Genomic DNA, 15,035 nt, shown 5'->3' on the forward strand with positions numbered 1-15,035 from the left:
CGTCAGAGGGCGCGTGCAATCACCATCCGCTGGATATCGGACGTGCCCTCATAAATCTGACACACGCGCACGTCGCGGTAGATTTTGGCCAAGCCGAATTCTTCCAAATAGCCATAACCGCCCAGAGTTTGTATCGCCCCCGAACAGACCGCCTCCGCCGTCTCGGAGGCGATGAGTTTGGCCATGGAGGCTTCTTTCAAGCATGGTCGCCCTGCGTCTTTCGTCGACGCAGCATGAAGGACAAGTTGACGTGCCGCCTCTAGCCGTGCGGCGAGGTCAGCCAGTCGGAAACCGACGGCCTGATGATCCATGATCGGTTTGCCGAAAGCGACCCGTTCGCGAGCGTATTTGACGGCGACCTCCAAGGCTGATTGGGCCATGCCGACACTTTGGGCGGCGATTCCGATCCGGCCAGTCTCAAGATTGGCGAGCGCGATACGGTAGCCCTCCCCTTCTCCGCCCAGTCGAAGTCCGTCGTTCAGAATCAGGTCCTCGAATTTCAGGGCGCAGGTGTCAGACGCGTGCTGCCCCATCTTATGTTCCACCTTATCGACCAGCAGGCCTTTGGCTCCCGATGGGACAAGGAAGGCCGTCAGGCCCTTCTTTCCCAACACCGGATTGGTAACGGCGAAGATGATCGTGAGACCGGCGGTCCGGCCGGAGGTGATGAACTGCTTCGCGCCGTTTATCCGCCAATCGCCACCCTCCTGAATCGCGCGCGTTGTTAGGGCGGCGGCATCGGATCCGGCACCGGATTCCGTCAGTGCAAAGGCCCCTATCATCTCACCGCCGCACAAGCTTGGCAGGAAGGTGGCCTTCTGGCTTTCGGTCCCTTCACGCACGAGGGCCGCGACGACAGGGGCGTTATGGACGGATACAACGGTCGAAAGTCCACCATCGCCCGCGGCCAGTTCCATCAGCGCGAGGGCATAGGACACATAGTCTGCTTCAGCGCCGCCAAAGGCGGCGGGTGCAGTCATTCCCATCATACCCAACGCCGCCAAGTCGCGAAATAGGTCGTCTGGATAGCGGCCTTCGACTTCCCAGGCCCTGGCGTTCGGGGTCACGCGGCCTTGCACGAACGTCTTCACTGCATCGCGGATCATCGTTTGGGTTTCGGACAGGATCATAGCTCACCTCCTAAGCGCGAGTAGCGCTCAGTCCGCAGGGCGCGGGCGACCAAGTAATGCGCCAGAGCGGCCAGCAGAAAGACGGGAGTTAGGGCCAGCATGGCGACGATGAGGGCGTTGTCGCCATAGCGCGGCGCCGCGAGATCGCTGACGAAGCCAATGAACAGCGGGCCGCCGCCAAGGCCCACGAGATTGTTGATTAGCAGGAACAATGCTGACGCCACGGTACGATTGGCGGGCTTCGCTCCGTTCTGAACTACCGCCAGCGCGGGCCCCATGAAGACGATATTGAGTGCGATAGGGATCGCAAACAGCAGGACAGACGGCGCCCAGCCAGGCACGATGACGGCCGCCACGAAAGCGGGGGCGGCCAGGACCAGGCTGGCGGCCGGCACGAGCCCGTAGGCGGCTGGATTACGGCGTGCCAGCCGGTCGGCCAGCCGGCCGCCGAACCAGAGGCCCAGCGCCATCGCCCCGGCGTTGATGAACCCCAGATACTGGGCGACTTCGCCCAGAGCCATGCCCTTGGTCCGCATCAAAAAGGACGGGAGCCAGTTCAGAAGGCCATAGGTCACGAACGCCGAAAGTCCTCCCGCCACCGCTACACGCCAAAGCGCCGGAGTCGTGAAGAACTCTCGCACGGCGACAGCCAGCGGCGCCTGGACTTCGATCGACTTCGTCTCGGTGTCGAGGCGGCCAGCTTTAGGTTCCTTGACCAGAAGCCAGAGCAACAGAGCGAAAAAGACGCCCGGCAGACTGACCACGTAAAAGGCCGCTCTCCAGCCGAACTCGACAGCCGCCCAGCCGCCAAGCGTCATTCCGAGCAATATGCCCAACGGGGCTCCAAGCGAGAAAAGGCCCAAGGCCTGGGCGCGCGCATGGGGCGGGAAATAGTCCGATATCAAGGAATAGGACGGAGGCGCGCCGCCCGCTTCCCCGATCCCGACCCCCATACGAGCAGCGGCCATCTGTGCGAAGTTCTGCGAAAAGCCGCAAGCGATCGAGCAGACGCTCCACACGATGCAGGAGGCCGCCATCGTCCGCACTCGCCCGAAGCGATCAGCCAGCCAGCCGACGGGAATGCCGAAGATCGAATAGAAGAGGGCGAACGCCAGCCCCGTGAGCAGTCCCAGCTGCGTGTCCGACAACCCCATCTCCGCCTTGATCGGCTGAGCCAGGATCGAGACGATCTGCCGATCGAGGACATTGAAGGTGTAGATCAGGATCAGCAGGCCCAAGACGAAATTCGGCCGCTGGGTCAGACGCGCCAGGCCGAGAGGCGGCGCGGGGCGAAGAAAAGGCAGCATGGGCGGTCCTCAGAAAGACCGGCCCGCGCCAACGCGCGGGCCGGAGTCGGAACAGGAGCCGGTTTAGAACTCGACGCCCAGGGAGATGCCGTATGTGCGAGGTTGGCCGGCGACACGCACGACCGAGTCCTGAACCCGGATCACGCTGTGCCAGTAGTATTCATCGGTCAGATTGCGCCCCCAGACCGAAAACCGCCAACGACCATCGGCCGAGGTGACCCCTAGACGCGCGTCCACCAGGGTGTAGGCGTCGATGTCGAACAAGGGATCGCTGTCGAAGTCCGCAGTCGCGTCGCTGCGATAGGCGACGCTGCCGCCGACGAACGCCTCCATGCCGTTCGAAAGCGGCCAGCTATAGTCGACGTCGAGATTGGTCTGCAGTTTCGGCGCGAAGCTGAACGGCTTGCCGGCGAAGTCCCTTTGGGCCCCGAGCGCGTCGAATCCGATGAACTCTTCGATCTCGGTGTCGAGATAGGCGAGCCCCCCATTGACGGTCAGGCCGGCCATAGGCAGCCACTGCAGTTCGATCTCGCCGCCCTTGGCATTGGCGCTGGGAATGTTCACCAAGGCCTGAAGCGGGCCAAAGACGGGATCGACGATCTTGGAGCGCGCCTGCTTGTCGATGTAGTCATAGTAGAAGACCGAAGCGTTCAACTGCATGGTCCGGTCAAACAAGGTCGCCTTCACGCCGGTTTCATACGCCGTCAGTTCTTCCTGGCGGACGGGATTGTATTGGGTGTCGAACGACCCGGCGACGGTGATCGAATTGCCGGCCTTGTATCCGCGGCTCGTCGACGCAAACAACCTGACATGGTCCGCCACTTCCCAGTTCAGCGCGACCCGCCAGGATACGTTGTCCTCGTCCAGGGTCTTGCGCGGTTCGGTCGCCAGGAAGTCGGTCCCCAGCACCACGCAGCCATCGACCGGAATGAAGGCCGCCGGCGGCAGGCCATTGGCGTCGCGGAAGAAGGCGCTGATGTTGGCGAAGGCCTGGATCGCCGCCGGTTCCGTCACATTGGTGCAGCCGACGAAGTCGAGCTCAGCCTTGGTGTAGCGAATGCCCGTCGTCAGGGTGAGGGAATCCGTCAAGCTCCAGTCGCCAGAGGCGAAGATCGCCGAAGACCTGATCTTGTTGTTCACCCGGCTGGAGGCGTCGCTGAACTTCACGCCGAAGCTGTTCTGGACGTTCGACGAACTCTCGATGTTCACCGTGGAATTTTCCTCGGTGTCGGCGCTCGAATAGGAAGCGCCCAGCACCCAGTTCAGGCGCTCGGTATCGCCGGACAACCGCAGTTCCTGTGAAAAGGCTTCGATGCGGCCGTCGAGCCCATACTGGCTGTTGTCGTTGCTCATGCCGTCGCGGTCGATGTAGTCATCGGTGTCTAGCGACGAATAGGCCGTGATGGACGTGAGCGTCAGGCTGTCGTTGATGTCCCAGACCGCTTTAGCCGACGCCTGCCAGAACCGGTCGTCGCGGAAGGGATCACGCCCGTCGCTCCAGTCCGCCGCCCGGGCGTTGTGGGGCGCGAGCGGATAATTGGCCACCTCTGGCAGAACGCGGGCGGGTGTCAACGGCTTGATGGCGATGAGTTGGGTCGCCTGAGGCTCAGAACGATCGACATAGCCGTTCAGGTTGAACGTGACCGACAGGTTGGCCGCCGGATCCCAGTCCAGCAAAGCCCGGGCGCTGGTCCGATTGGCCCCGCCCGTCGAGTCGTCGCGCGTATAGCTGTACTGCCAGTCGTCGCTCTGGACGCTCTGGACGGCCAGGCGTCCGCGGAGGGTTTCGCTGAGCGGGCCGCTGACATAACCCTCCAGTTCCGTGCGGTTGAACCGCCCATAGCTGACTTTGAAGCCGGCGGCGGGGTCCGCGGTGGGCGATGCCGGAATATAGTTGACCAGGCCCCCCGTCGCGTTCTGACCGAAAAGGGTGCCCTGAGGTCCGCGTAGGACCTCCACGCGTTGAAGATCGATCATGGCGCCCTGGGTCATGGCCGGATAAGGCAGGGCCACCTCGTCCAGATAGACGCTGACCGCCGGCGCGGCCGCCAGACTGTAGTCGAAATAGCCCACGCCGCGCAGGGAATAGACCGGCGCATTCACGCCCGTGTCCGCAAAACTGAAGCCGGGCGCGACCTTCTGGAGATCGGCGACCGTCTCGATACCGCGATTTTCGAGTTGCTGAGACGATACGGCGGTGATCGCCAGAGGAATGGTGTTGACCGCCTGCTCGCGCTTCTGCGCCGTGACGACAATGTCCTCGATGGTCGTCGCTGCTTGTGACGCCGGCTCGGCCGCCAAGGACGCGGGTGTCGTTTGCGCCAGCACGCCCGAGGCGAACAGGGCGCATGGCGCGACCGTCGCGAGATACAGAACGCCCTTTAGCTGCCTCATCTCTTTATCCTCCCGATGCGCGCCGATTAAGGGTCTTGGATTATCCGAGCCCGCGCGTCATAACCGGCCTAACATTCGGTAGGTTTTTTTACCTGTCAAGCGTTCGATTTTCTTGTGCCGGGTCGGCCCGTCCGCCATGATGGGGGCGGCTCTTAGGATCGCGGCACATTAGGCAAGGACTGACAATGGCTTTCACGGCAAGCACCGCACCGCGCAAAGGCGAGTTGTCGAGCAGCCGGCTTCTTGAACTCGCGGCGGATCTCTTCCGCCAGAATGGTTACGCCGCGACGACCATGCGAGACATCGCCGACGCCGGAGGGATGAAGGCCGGAAGTCTCTATTATCACTTCAGTTCGAAGGACGAGATACTCGACGGCGTCTTAGAGCGCGGCATCGGTGAAGCCATACGGGGGTTCGAGGCGGCGATGGCCGCCCTGCCCGCCGACGCCGATTTCGACGCGCGGATACGGGCAGCGACGACCGCCCACCTGAAAACGGTCTGGGAATACGGCACCTATACGGTGGCGAGCCGGCAACTGCTCAAGCACATCCCGGAATCGCTGCACGCCAAACACATTGGCATGCGGCGCCGCTATGACGAGCTTTGGCGAAACCTGCTTCACGACGGCGTCGAGGCCGGCATCCTGGCGCGCGACGCCGATCTCGGGCTGACCCGGCTGTTCCTGCTGGGTTCGCTGAACTGGACCAGCGAATGGCTGGATCCTCAGAAGAAATCCTTCGAAGACCTCGGCGCGATGGCGGCCGAGCTTTTCCTGAACGGCATGCGTGTGGCGCCCGCTAAATGACGACCTCGGCTGAAGCTCTGTTCAACCTCTCCATTCCCGACGTCGAGGCGTCCTATGACAAGCGGGACACGATCCTCTATGCACTCGGCGTCGGCGTAGGAAGCGAGCCGACCTCTCCGGCTCACCTCGCCTACACTTATGAAGAGGGGCTGAAGCCGCTGCCGTCGCTGGCCGTGGTCCTGGGCCATCCGGGCTTCTGGCCGAGAGACCTCGACACCGGCCTTGATTGGCGGCGGATTGTTCACGGCGAACAGACGTTGCGGCTTCATCGCCCCCTGCCGACCCATGGGCTCGTCAGATCGCAATCCCGCATCAAGGGGATTCAAGACAAGGGCGAGGGCAAAGGCGCGGTGATCGCCTATGAGCGCACCCTGTTCATCGACGGCGTGCTCTCCGCCACCATCGGCCAGACGCTCTTTTGTCGGGGCGACGGCGGGATAGGCTCCCTGGGAGAAAATGCGCCTACGATGGCAGCCACGCCCGAGCGCCCCCCGGACCGCAGCTACGAGCTTCGCACCCTGCCTCAGACGGCCTTGATTTATCGGCTGAGCGGCGACCTCAATCCGCTCCACGCAGACCCAAACGTCGCTCTTTCAGTCGGCTTCCCCAAGCCGATCCTGCATGGATTGGCCACCTATGGCGTCGCCGCCTTCAGCCTGCTGACGGCAACCGGCCTTCTGCCGGAAACGCTTCGCCGGCTGGATTGCCGGTTCAGAGCGCCGGTGTTTCCCGGCGACATGCTCACCACCGACATCTGGCGCGAGAACGATCGCGTCCATTTTCAAGTGCGCGCCGTTGATCGGGATCTCGTCGTTCTTTCCCACGGCCTTGCGGAGTTCACCGATGTCGCAGACCAAACCTGATCAAGAGTTCCGCGCCCACCTCGCGGAAGGCCGTTTCATGATCCAGCGAAGCGCCTCGAGCGGCGCCTATGTCTTCTATCCGAGGGTGGCCGAGCCGGGGACGGGCCGACAGGACCTGGAATGGGTCGAAGCGGGCGGCGGCGGCGAAATCTACGCCCTGACGATCGTGCATCCGCGCCTTCCGGAGGTTCCGTACAACGTCGCCCTCGTGGCGCTCGACGAAGGCCCGCGGCTCATGAGCCGGATTGAGGGCGTTGCGCCGGAAGCCCTCAAGATCGGTCAGCGCGTCGTCAGCCGAATCGCCGAATTGCAGGGCGGCCCCAATGTGGTCTTCGATCTGGCCTGACGCCCCTTGCCAATACCGAACTTGCATACTACCAAACGTTTGTTAGTTTCTTGCGCTGCCGCAGCGCGGGAACGGCTACGAGCGGCAGGAGGATGCAGACGTGAACCAGGACAGCCGCAAGGGCGAGTTCCTGTCGATGGTGCAGGAATCGGCCCAGGCTTTCATCGCTGACCACCATACGCGTGATCGCTTGAGGACGCCTTCCGCGTCGCTGTGGGCCGGCTTGATCGACATGGGGTTGACCGCCGCCCTCCTGCCGGAAGACGACGGCGGGGCGGACATTGGCGCGGTCGGGGCCGTCCGGCTGACACGCATTTTCGGCCGAGCCCTCCTGCCCGAACCTTATGTGCAGTTGGCTCTGGTTCCGTCCGTTCTCGCCGCTGCCTTGCCGCCGGGCGACGACCGCGACGGCGTGGTCACCGCCCTTACGACCGCAGGCGACGCCTGCACCCTGTGCTGGCAGGAACAGGGCGACGCGATCGACGCCTGGCCCGTCCGCTCGCGGCTGACGGCAGACCGTCTCACCGGTGAAAAAGTGTTGTCGCCGTTGGCGGAACGTCTCTTCGTCACCGCCGAAGCGGACGGCGAGCCCGTCCTGGCGGCGATCCATTGCGGCGAAGCCGGCGTCAGCGTAAGAACCCGTGCGGATCTGGGCGGCGGCGCGATCGCCGACATGCACTTTCTTGAAACTCCGACCTCCGGAATAGCCCTCAAGGGAGCCGCCGCACAACGGGCGGTGCGGCGCGGCCTGGATATGGGCGCCCTTGCGACGGCGGCCCAACTGCTGGGCGTCGCGGAAGGGCTCAACGCCCTGACCCTCGATCATCTTGGGGTGAGACGGCAGTTCGGCCGGCCGCTGGGCAGTTTCCAGGCTTTGCAACACCGCGCCGTCGATCTGCACATGGCCGCCGCCCTCGGCCAGGCGTCGGTGGAACAGGCCGCCGAACTCTATGACGCCGATCCGGACGCAACCAAGACACGGGCAGCGATCAGCGCCGCGAAAGCCAGGGCATGCGAGGCCGCCGCTCTCGCGAGCCGCGAGGCGATCCAGCTTCATGGGGCGATAGGCTTCACGGAAGAATCCGACGTCAGCCTCTTCGTTCGGACCATTCTGGGTCTCACGCCCCGTTTTGGCGGCGCCTTGGCGCACCGACGACGGTTTCTCGCCATGGGAGGCGACATCGATGGCTGAACACTCGCCGGCGACATCCGACGAAGCCTTCCGCGAGCGCTTCCGTGACTGGCTTGAAAAGCATTATCCCGCAGCCTGGCGACAGGACTCCCTTCGTCCGTTTCGACGGCTGAGAGGCGACCAGGTCCGGGAATGGATCGACCTGCTCAACGCCGGAGGCTGGCGCGCGCCAGCCTGGCCGGAAGTCTACGGCGGCCTGGGGCTGAGCTTCACGCAGCAGGTGATCTATGCCGAGGAGCTTGAACGCATCGGCGCAGCCCGCGTCATTGATCTCGGCGAGGTCCAACTCGGTCCGACCCTCATGCTCCACGGCTCGGAGACGCAGAAGGCGCAGTACCTTCCGAAGATCCTCTCGGGCGAGCATCTGTGGTGTCAGGGCTATTCGGAACCCGGAGCGGGCTCTGACCTAGCGTCTCTCACCACGACGGGTGTGATCGACGGTGACGACATCGTCGTCACTGGCCAGAAAATCTGGACGACCCATGCCAATGAATCCACTCACATTTTTGTCCTCGTCCGGACAGCCCGGACGGAACGAAGACAGGAGGGCATCACCTTCCTGCTGATGCCGATGGAGACGCCGGGTGTAACGGTGCGCCCCATCAACAACCTCGCGGGGGAGGACGAATTCTGCGAGGTGTTCTTCGATGAAGCGCGGATTCCCCTGACCCAGGTGGTCGGCGAGGTCGGCCAAGGATGGTCGGTGTCGAAATCGCTGCTCGGCTACGAGCGCGTCTGGATCGGAAGTCCCGGCCTTGCAGCTCGGGCGCTGACCCTTAGCCGCGCCCTGCTGGCGACCGGCGACGTCGACGGCGAACTGCTTGACCGTTACGCCCAATGCGCCACGGACTTGCATGACGTCCGCGCCCTCTATCGCAAGATCTGCAGGGCGATCGGCGAGGGTCATGAGCCGGGCGCCGAGGTCTCCATGCTGAAGGTCCTGTCCTCGGAACTCCAACAGCGGGTCAGCGAACTCAACCTGGACCTCGGACAGGGCCGGGTCGCTGTCGACGGCGCGTCCGAGGTCGGAGGCGTCGCAGTAGACCTGGCCTGGCAGTATTACATGTCGCGTCCACAGGCGATCTTCGCCGGAACCAACGAAATTCAACGCAACCTGCTCGCCAGAGCGGTTCTGGGATTGCCGTCATGACCGCAACTGAAATCGCGCCCCCGCCGCTGAGCGGGCTGAGGGTGCTGGACCTCACGCGGGTTGTCGCCGGCCCCTTCGCGGCCCAGACCCTGGGCGACCTGGGCGCCGATGTGATCAAGGTCGAGCGAAAGGGCGAAGGGGATGATGTCCGCCGTGTCGGTCCCCCGTGGATGAAGGACGCCGATGGCGAAGACCTAGAGGAGTCCACCTATTTCCAGAGCGTCAATCGCAACAAGCGCTCGATTGCGCTGGACTTCAGCGTTCCCGAAGGCGCGGACGCCCTGCGCCGGCTTGCCGCGATCAGCGACATCCTGATCGAGAACTATCGGCCCGGCACCCTCTCCCGGTACGGGCTCGGTTACGAGGATCTTCGCGCGGTGAATCCCCGCCTGATCTATTGCGCGGTCTCCGGCTTCGGCCAGGACGGCCCCTACGCGGAACGCTCCGGCTATGACTATCTCATCCAGGGCATGGGCGGGGTCATGAGCGTGACCGGGCCACGCGATGGAGAGGCGGGCGCCGGGCCGGTGCGGGTGGGCATTCCCCTCGTCGACATCTTCGCGGGAATGAACGCGACCATCGGAATTCTCGCCGCCCTGCAACATCGCCACCGGACCGGTCAGGGCCAGCTGGTCGACATCTCCTTGTTCGATTCTCAGGTTTCATCCCTGTTGAACACCGCCTCGGCCTGGCTGAACGCCGGAGCCGTCCTCGGCCGGACCGGCAACGACCATCCCAGCGCCGCGCCATACGGCGTCTATGAAGCGTCGGACGGCCACGTCATCATCGCCACCTTCAATGATCGGGAATTCTACCGTCTGGCCGACGCCCTTGGGCGGTCGGAATGGAGAACCGACCCCCGGTTCGCCACGAACGGCGGACGCGTTGAGAACCGCGCCGCTATCAAGGCCGCCGTGGGAGATATCATCCGCACGCAACCTAGGGCCTTCTGGGTGGAGACCCTGAACGCCGCCAAGGTGTCCTGCGGACCGATCAACGCCATGTCTGACCTGGAACATGATCCTCACGTCGAGGCGCGGGCGATGATCGTCGCTCTCGACCATTCCAGCCTGGGATCCGTACGAACCATCGCCAGCCCGCTCAGGCTGTCCCGATCCCCGGTCGCCTATCGGCGGGCGCCGCCCCTGATGGGGGAACATACCCAAGAGGTTCTCGCCGGCCTGCTTGGTCTTGAGCCAGAAGCGATGATGGCGTTGAGCGACAAGGGAGCGATCTGAATGCAGGCTTCGCTGCAGTTCACCCAAGTCGCCCTTCCCCCTGGCGCAGAGACGCTCCGCGCCGAAGTTCGCGCCTTCCTGGCCGAGCATCAGGAGAGTTGGAGCGCCCGGTCCGTGGCCCAGTCCTGGGTCGGTTTCGATCGATCCTTCACCCGGGCGGTCGGGGCTCGCGGTTGGATCGGCATGACCTGGCCGAAGGCATACGGGGGTCAGGCGCGGTCGATGCTCGAACGCTATGTGGTCCTCGAGGAGATGATGGCCGTTGGCGCGCCCATCGGAGCGCATTCGACGGGCGACCGGCAAACTGGCCCTCTCCTGCTTCGACTCGGCACGGAAGCCCAGAAACAGGCCTTCCTTCCGCGCCTGGCGAGGGGCGAAATCTCGATCTGCGTGGGCCTCAGCGAACCGGATGCAGGCTCCGACCTCGCGGCGATCCGATCGCGCGCCGATCCCGTTCCGGGCGGGTGGCGGCTCAACGGGCGCAAGATATGGACCACCAACGCCCATCAGTCGGCCTATATGCTCGGTCTATTCCGCACCGAAGGGACGTCTGCCGACCGGCAGAAGGGGTTGTCGCAATTGCTGATCGACCTGTCGGCGCCCGGGATCGAGATCCGCGGCATTCGCGATCTTTCGGGACAGGCGCATTTCAACGAGGTGACATTCGATGATGTGTTCGTCTCTAACGAAGCGCTTGTGGGCGAAGCTGGCGCAGGCTGGGCCCAGGTGACCGCCGAACTGGCCTTCGAGCGCAGCGGGCCGGATCGGTTCATGAGCGCCTTTCCGCTGTTGGACCGCCTCGCGCGGCATCCGGCCTGCGCCGCCGACCGCGGGGTGAGAGCCCAGATCGGCCAGGCGCTGGCCGATGTGGCGGTGCTTCGCTTCATGTCCCTGTCGCTTGCCGAGAAACTTTCACACGGGGAGACACCGAACCTCGAGGCTGCGGTCGTCAAGGAATTGGGCGTGACGTTCGAACAGAGCGTACCGGAACTGGCCCGGACCGTTCTTGCGGCCTTGTCCGGACACGAGCCCCTGCCGGCGGACTTGGTGGAGCTTTTTCAGGCCACGCTGGAGATTTCCCCCACCTATTCCCTTCGCGGCGGCACGCGCGAAATCATGCAAGGCATCGTGGCGCGAGGGCTGGGCCTAAGATGAGCGAACTGGACATTGGCGGACTGCTCGCGGATCAGATCCGGCGGCTCATGGAAGAGGCGGCGCCCGACCATCCGGATCGCGACGCCCTGTGGTCGAGACTTTTGGAACTCGGCTTCGATCGGGCCTTGATCAGCGAAAGCTCGGGAGGGCAGGGGCTGGAGTGGAGCGATCTGGTCGCGCCCCTTGTCGCCTGGGGCGGCTATGCGGCGCCCGCGCCGCTCGCGGAGGCGCTGGTCGGAGGCTGGCTTCTCGACCAGGCCGGTTTTTCGGCGCCGGATGCGCCCGTCATCCTGACCGGAGGCGATACCGTCCCGCAAGGCGCGTGGGCCCTGGCGTCTCGTCGCCTTGATGACGCCGATCTGTTGTCGCTGACCTCCCCTTCCGGCGGCACGGAGCAGCGGACCGTCGCTTCGGGGCTCGCCGAGGCCGCCCTCGCTGTGGCCACGGCCGCCCAGATCGCGGGCGCCCTTCAGCGTTCCTTGGAACTGAGCGTCGATCACGCCTCGACGCGCACCCAGTTCGGCCGCCCGCTCGGCAAGTTCCAAGCGGTTCAGCGTCTTGCAGCGGAACTGGGGCTTGAAGCGACGGCGGCCCGCGCCGCCGTGGATCTTGGCTTCTATCTTCTGCCTCACGATCCGGTCCTCGCAGCGAGCATCGCCAAAGGTCGGACGTCGCGCGCCGTCAGAGTCGGGACGGCCTGCGCGCATCAGATCCACGGGGCCATCGGCGTCACCGAAGAATATCCCTTGCACCGCCTGACGATGGCGATGTGGCGATGGCGCGATGTCGCTGGCGGCGAAGCGGCCTGGGGCGACGCCCTAACCCGACGCTATCTGCCGACAGCCGACCGCCTCTGGCCCACGCTGGTCGCGGATTGGGATATGGGAGCTGCCGCGTGAGCGTCGAAGGCAAACGGATCATCATCACCGGCGCCGGATCCGGGATCGGCGCCGCCACCGCCCGCCTGCTCGCGGAAGCCGGCGCTCGGCTCAGCCTGATCGATTTCGCGGGCGCAGAGACGCGGATATTAGGACAGGCGATCGGCGCCGAAGCGTTTCAAGCGGACGTGCGCGACGAGACGGCGACCGGGGCGGCGATCTCGGTCGCCATCCAGGCGCTCGGCGGCCTCGACGGCCTGGTCAATTGCGCGGGGGTCGCGACCACCCAAACGCTCGAAAACACCTCGCTGGACGATTGGCGGCGGCTCGTCGACACCAATCTGACGGGCGTTTTCCTGACCTGCCGCGCCGCCATCCCAGCCCTGCGGGCCTCGGGCCGAGGCGTCATCGTCAACCTGGCCTCGGCCAGCGGCCTGACCCCGTCGTTCGCCGGCGCCGCCTATAGCGCCAGCAAGGCCGGCGTCGTCATGTTGAGCAAGGCCCTCGCCCGGGAACTGGCCCCGACGATCCGCGTCAACACCGTATGTCCCGGCGCCGTCCGTACGCCGATGTTCAGCCAGATGACCGGCGACGCGGCCGACGCCGACGCGGTGGTCGGCGCCGGCTACGCCCTGGGTCGGATCGCCACACCCGAAGAGATCGCGAAAGCGATCCTGTTCCTGGTTGGCGACGACAGCGCCTATGTCACCGGCGTCGCCCTCGCCGTCGATGGAGGCCGAAGCTTCCACTGATCAGAGGTGGAAGCCGCCGTCCACGACGATGCTGTGGCCCGTGACATAGGCGGCCCGTGACGAGGCCAGAAACACCGCCGCGTCGCCGATTTCCTCCAGCTGGCCAAGCCGACCCAAGGGGACGGCCGCGATGGTCGCATCGACGAACTTCTCGTTGATCTGGCCCGCCGCCTTCATCTTATCGAACAGACCGCCGTCCAGAACCCCCAGCGCCACGCCGTTCACGCGCACGCCGAACCGCCCCTCCTCGCGCGCGAACCCCTTCACCATCGACTCCACCCCGGCCTTGGGCACGACGGAGAGTCCGTCCTTCAGAGGCCAACGGTAGAGGCCGGTGGTGTGGATCGCCACGGCGGACCCGCGCGACCGCCGCAGGGCGGGAATCGCCGCGTGCATCAGGGCGAAGAAGGCCAGGGTGTCGCCAGTGAGAAACTCGGCGAATTCCTCGGGAGTGACGGAGGACAGGAATTTGAACGGCAGCATTGGGCCGGCCGCATAGACCACCGTATGGATAGCCCCCGCCGTCCGCTCAACGTCGGCGACCAGCTCCGCAACAGCGACATGGTCTGTCAGATCGAGCGCGTGACAATCCGCCTTCCGACCGAAGTCGCGAACGGCGTCCGCAGTCGCCTCGGCGGCCGAACGGCTGGATCGATAGGTCAGGACCACATCCGCGCCATCGGCCGCCATCGCGCGCGCGACCGCGCCGCCGACCCCCCCGCCGCCGCCGATCACGAGGGCGACTCCAGTCTCGAAGGCCTTGTTGCGCGTCATTTCTGTATCTCCCCCTGGCGAAGCGCATCCCGCAACGCCGGCTTGTTGATCTTTCCGCTGGGCAGGGTGGGCAGGCTGTCGACGAAGACGACGCGCCGCGGACGCTTGTATCCAGCGATGAGCGTGCGGCAGTGTTCGATGATGTCCGCTTCGCTGAGCGTGCTGCCGGGCCGCGTCACGACGGCCGAAAGCACCGCTTCGCCCCATTTGGCGTCAGGCGTCCCGATCACCGCCACCCCGGTGACGTCCGGATGCGCCAGGATGGCGTCCTCCACCTCGCGGGAATAGATGTTCTCGCCGCCCGAAATGATGACGTCCTTCTTGCGATCGACCAGATAGGCGTAGCCGTCGGCGTCCATATGGCCGACGTCGCCGGTGTGAAGCCAACCGTCCCGAAGCGTCGCCAGCGTCGCCGCGCTGTTGTTCCAATAGCCGCGCATCATCACGGGGCTGCGGATGCAGATCTCGCCGATTTCCCCTGCGGGAAGCTGGCGATGGGCGTCGTCCAGGATGGCGATCTCGCAGCCGATGAAGGCATGGCCGATCGAATAGAGTCGCCGGCGCGCCCTGGCGTCATCGGAAAGGGAATGGGCCGACACAGGCAGCAATGTGCCGATCCCTTCGGTCTGGCCGTACATCTGCTGAAAGATGGGACCGAAGGCGCGCAAGGCCCGATCCAGCAGCACGGGCGGCATCGGCGCCGCCGAATAGAGCAGGGTTCGAAGGCTCGAAATATCGCGCTTTTCGATATCGGGGCAGTCGAGCAACCCCTGAACGAGGGTCGGCGCCATGTGGGTGGCGGTGATGCGATGCGTCTCGATGTCCGCGAGGATGGCGGCCGGATCGTAGGTCCGGTGAAGATGGACGACCCCGCCCACCCATTGCTGGGCGAGGGCGATCGCCTTCGCGCCGATGTGGAACAGCGGCATCATCAGCAGAGTCCGATCCTGACCGGCCAGTTGCATCGCCGCGGCGATGATGGAGGCGGTCGCCACCTCCGCCTTGTGCTCCAACATGCAGCCCTTCGGCCTGCCGGTCGTGCCGCTGGTG

At 64.9% G+C, this 15,035-nt stretch carries 14 protein-coding genes; 9 read left to right on the forward strand and 5 right to left on the reverse strand.

Going from position 1 to position 15,035, the window contains the following annotated elements; translation table 11 throughout:
* Positions 1 to 2: 2 nt before the first annotated feature.
* From BDIM_RS01425 to BDIM_RS01435, 3 genes are all read right to left on the reverse strand, one after another.
* Entirely contained in the window at positions 3 to 1,130 is a 1,128-nt protein-coding gene (locus BDIM_RS01425) for an acyl-CoA dehydrogenase family protein (RefSeq protein WP_003163777.1), read from the reverse strand.
* Positions 1,127 to 2,437, reverse strand: a complete 1,311-nt coding sequence (locus BDIM_RS01430) for a spinster family MFS transporter (RefSeq protein ID WP_003163778.1) — start codon at positions 2,435 to 2,437, stop codon at positions 1,127 to 1,129. Before BDIM_RS01430 ends, BDIM_RS01425 begins: the two co-directional genes overlap by 4 nt.
* A gap of 63 nt (positions 2,438 to 2,500) precedes the next feature.
* Entirely contained in the window at positions 2,501 to 4,831 is a 2,331-nt protein-coding gene (locus tag BDIM_RS01435) for a TonB-dependent receptor (protein WP_003163779.1), read from the reverse strand.
* Positions 4,832 to 5,016: 185 nt separating this feature from the next.
* Between BDIM_RS01435 and BDIM_RS01440 the strand changes: the two genes are divergently transcribed.
* The 9 genes from BDIM_RS01440 to BDIM_RS01480 all read left to right on the forward strand — a co-directional run bounded on the left by BDIM_RS01440 (position 5,017) and on the right by BDIM_RS01480 (position 13,211).
* The gene (locus BDIM_RS01440) at positions 5,017 to 5,637 is read left to right on the forward strand and encodes a TetR/AcrR family transcriptional regulator (protein WP_040344517.1); all 621 of its coding nucleotides are present in this window, start codon (positions 5,017 to 5,019) and stop codon (positions 5,635 to 5,637) included.
* On the forward strand, positions 5,634 to 6,500 hold the full coding sequence (locus tag BDIM_RS01445; protein WP_003163781.1) for a MaoC/PaaZ C-terminal domain-containing protein: 867 nt from the start codon (positions 5,634 to 5,636) through the stop codon (positions 6,498 to 6,500). Before BDIM_RS01440 ends, BDIM_RS01445 begins: the two co-directional genes overlap by 4 nt.
* On the forward strand, positions 6,481 to 6,846 hold the full coding sequence (locus tag BDIM_RS01450; protein ID WP_003163782.1) for a Zn-ribbon domain-containing OB-fold protein: 366 nt from the start codon (positions 6,481 to 6,483) through the stop codon (positions 6,844 to 6,846). The genes BDIM_RS01445 and BDIM_RS01450 overlap by 20 nt, the downstream gene beginning before the upstream one ends.
* 100 nt (positions 6,847 to 6,946) lie before the next feature.
* The gene (locus BDIM_RS01455) at positions 6,947 to 8,038 is read left to right on the forward strand and encodes an acyl-CoA dehydrogenase family protein (protein ID WP_003163783.1); all 1,092 of its coding nucleotides are present in this window, start codon (positions 6,947 to 6,949) and stop codon (positions 8,036 to 8,038) included.
* Complete coding sequence (locus BDIM_RS01460) at positions 8,031 to 9,188, forward strand: acyl-CoA dehydrogenase family protein (RefSeq protein WP_003163784.1); 1,158 nt, start codon at positions 8,031 to 8,033, stop codon at positions 9,186 to 9,188. Before BDIM_RS01455 ends, BDIM_RS01460 begins: the two co-directional genes overlap by 8 nt.
* Positions 9,185 to 10,426: a CaiB/BaiF CoA transferase family protein gene (locus BDIM_RS01465; RefSeq protein WP_003163785.1), complete on the forward strand. Its 1,242-nt coding sequence runs from the start codon at positions 9,185 to 9,187 to the stop codon at positions 10,424 to 10,426. Before BDIM_RS01460 ends, BDIM_RS01465 begins: the two co-directional genes overlap by 4 nt.
* Complete coding sequence (locus BDIM_RS01470; protein ID WP_040344519.1) at positions 10,427 to 11,581, forward strand: acyl-CoA dehydrogenase family protein; 1,155 nt, start codon at positions 10,427 to 10,429, stop codon at positions 11,579 to 11,581.
* On the forward strand, positions 11,578 to 12,480 hold the full coding sequence (locus BDIM_RS18250; RefSeq protein WP_050796558.1) for an acyl-CoA dehydrogenase family protein: 903 nt from the start codon (positions 11,578 to 11,580) through the stop codon (positions 12,478 to 12,480). The genes BDIM_RS01470 and BDIM_RS18250 overlap by 4 nt, the downstream gene beginning before the upstream one ends.
* On the forward strand, positions 12,477 to 13,211 hold the full coding sequence (locus BDIM_RS01480) for an SDR family NAD(P)-dependent oxidoreductase (RefSeq protein WP_003163788.1): 735 nt from the start codon (positions 12,477 to 12,479) through the stop codon (positions 13,209 to 13,211). The genes BDIM_RS18250 and BDIM_RS01480 overlap by 4 nt, the downstream gene beginning before the upstream one ends.
* On the opposite strand, the gene BDIM_RS01485 is transcribed toward BDIM_RS01480, so the two are convergent.
* Positions 13,212 to 13,985 (reverse strand): SDR family NAD(P)-dependent oxidoreductase, encoded by a 774-nt coding sequence (locus BDIM_RS01485; protein ID WP_003163789.1) that lies wholly within the window; start codon positions 13,983 to 13,985, stop codon positions 13,212 to 13,214.
* A partial coding sequence (locus BDIM_RS01490; protein ID WP_040344522.1) for an AMP-binding protein occupies positions 13,982 to 15,035 on the reverse strand: 1,054 nt, incomplete at its 5' end. The genes BDIM_RS01490 and BDIM_RS01485, both read right to left, overlap by 4 nt.

The organism is Brevundimonas diminuta ATCC 11568, assembly GCF_000204035.1.
GTDB classification, from domain to species: Bacteria; Pseudomonadota; Alphaproteobacteria; order Caulobacterales; family Caulobacteraceae; genus Brevundimonas; species Brevundimonas diminuta.

Coding starts and splice junctions, on each gene's coding strand:
- BDIM_RS01430 (WP_003163778.1), bottom strand. CDS start 2,437: ATGCTGCCTTTTCTTCGCCCCGCGCCGCCTCTCGGCCTGGCGCGTCTG.
- BDIM_RS01465 (WP_003163785.1), top strand. CDS start 9,185: ATGACCGCAACTGAAATCGCGCCCCCGCCGCTGAGCGGGCTGAGGGTG.
- BDIM_RS01435 (WP_003163779.1), bottom strand. CDS start 4,831: ATGAGGCAGCTAAAGGGCGTTCTGTATCTCGCGACGGTCGCGCCATGC.
- BDIM_RS01460 (WP_003163784.1), top strand. CDS start 8,031: ATGGCTGAACACTCGCCGGCGACATCCGACGAAGCCTTCCGCGAGCGC.
- BDIM_RS01470 (WP_040344519.1), top strand. CDS start 10,427: ATGCAGGCTTCGCTGCAGTTCACCCAAGTCGCCCTTCCCCCTGGCGCA.
- BDIM_RS01450 (WP_003163782.1), top strand. CDS start 6,481: ATGTCGCAGACCAAACCTGATCAAGAGTTCCGCGCCCACCTCGCGGAA.
- BDIM_RS01485 (WP_003163789.1), bottom strand. CDS start 13,985: ATGACGCGCAACAAGGCCTTCGAGACTGGAGTCGCCCTCGTGATCGGC.
- BDIM_RS18250 (WP_050796558.1), top strand. CDS start 11,578: ATGAGCGAACTGGACATTGGCGGACTGCTCGCGGATCAGATCCGGCGG.
- BDIM_RS01425 (WP_003163777.1), bottom strand. CDS start 1,130: ATGATCCTGTCCGAAACCCAAACGATGATCCGCGATGCAGTGAAGACG.
- BDIM_RS01440 (WP_040344517.1), top strand. CDS start 5,017: ATGGCTTTCACGGCAAGCACCGCACCGCGCAAAGGCGAGTTGTCGAGC.
- BDIM_RS01445 (WP_003163781.1), top strand. CDS start 5,634: ATGACGACCTCGGCTGAAGCTCTGTTCAACCTCTCCATTCCCGACGTC.